Below are 1,741 nucleotides of genomic sequence, written 5' to 3'. Positions count from 1 at the left end.
TCACTCCTTGGAGCGTTACTCCAGGAGAGCGGCGATCAGCAGCCGGCTATTTCTCACTGTTCCTGAGGACGGGAAGGGAACGCCCAAGATATCTGCTGGAATGCGTAAAGTCAGGAGACCGGTTTCACTGTGACCAGCCAACGTTCCGAGGGGGAACGGAGGAGTCTTATGAGTATTCCTGCAGGCCGGCTGCGAGCGGCCATTCTAGCCATACTGTTATCTGCTTCCGCGGCACATGCTGTCGTTGTACGTGGTCGTGTGACCAATCAACTGGGCGCCGGCGTCAGTGGAGCGCGATTGCAGCTCTTGCTCGGCAATAGTGTCGTCGCTAACGGCGTGAGTGGACCTGAGGGCGAATATGAGCTGCGTACCTCAGAAGGCGGGCGCTTTCTGCTGCTGACCTCCAGCCAGGGTTTTGCAACGACACCATCACGCAGCTTTTACGGCGGACGGCTGGACCTCGTACAGCAGGATGTCACGCTGCGTCTCGATGAGCGCAAGGATGAGATCACGGTGACCGCCACCGGTCTGCCGACAACGCTTTCCCAGACCAGTTCTTCCGTAAGCCTGATTCAGCCGGACTCTCTGTGGCCTCGTTATGGTGTCAGTGAAGAGCTTCGTTTGATGCCCGGAGTGCAGATCGTTCAGAGCGGACAGATGGGCGGACAGACCTCGCAGTTCGTGCGAGGCGGCCAGTCGGATGGCAACCGTGTCACCATCGACGGTATTCCGGCTGAAGATATGGGAGGCCGTTTCGATTACGGCAACCTGGCGAGCTTTGTGCTAGATACCATCGAAGTCCATCGTGGTCCGGACAGCGTTACGGTCGGGTCTGGCGCGACGGCAAGCGCCGTGCGCCTGGTTACGCAGCAGGGAACATCGATTCATCCTGTCCTGCGATACACCGGAGATGCCGGAAATTTTCACACCTGGCGGAATGAGGGAGACCTCAGCGGCTCCGCACGTAAGCTCGATTACCTGCTCGGTTTTTCGCGCGTAGATTCTTCGAATGCTCTCCCCGGGAACCGCTATCACAATGCGACTTCCGCGGCGAACCTCGGCTTTGTGCTCAATGCGAAGACCTCGCTGCGCTTTACGCTGCGCAATACGGATGCCGCAGTGGGTGTGCCCAATGCGCATGATTTCTACGGCGTCTCCGACAACGCCAAGCAGGCCGATCAGATCCTAATCTCCGGCGCGTCTCTGGATTATCAGGCAACCAGCGCGTGGCACAACCTGGTCCGCTATGGTGTCACGCGTAAACGGGAACAGTTGTTCCAGTTCTCTCCTGTCGGCACTCCGATTACGAGCTTTGGCTTCACGACCTACTACGGTCGTCCGGTGACGATCACTGGAGCGAATGGATATTCGGTGAGCGGCCAGGCGGCGATGGATTTTGGTCTCGCCTATCCCACGCGTTCTGACCAGGTGAGTAACCGCGACCAGCTCTACTATCAGACCGACTATCGCTTCTCGCAGCACCTGGCGGTCCTGGGCGCCTTCCGCTACGAGGACGAGCGCGGCATCTACAAGAACTCAGCCTATGGCACGTTCAATAAGGCCGATCGTGGCAACTATGGCTATACCCTTCAGATGCAGGGTGACTTTGCCAGCCGTGTCTTCTACTCTCTCGGCGGAGAGCTCGAGAAGAACGCGCTCTTTGGTCTGGAAGGTGTGCCAAAGCTGGGCATCGCCTGGTACCCCATCGCTCCTGGAAACGGATTCGCGCGCGGCACGAAGC

1 protein-coding gene is annotated in these 1,741 nt (G+C 58.6%); it reads left to right on the top strand.

Annotated elements, in window-relative coordinates; all coding sequences use genetic code 11:
* Nucleotides 1-168: 168 nt before the first annotated feature.
* Nucleotides 169-1,741 (top strand): TonB-dependent receptor plug domain-containing protein (locus AB4043_RS24510; protein ID WP_442308389.1); only part of this gene is annotated, 1,573 nt, incomplete at its 3' end.

It is taken from the genome of Terriglobus sp. YAF25 (genome assembly GCF_052113305.1).
In the GTDB taxonomy this organism is placed as follows: domain Bacteria; phylum Acidobacteriota; class Terriglobia; order Terriglobales; family Acidobacteriaceae; genus Terriglobus.
The sequence above is the reverse complement of the archived record's forward strand: the minus strand, read 5'-3'. Positions and strand labels throughout refer to the sequence as shown.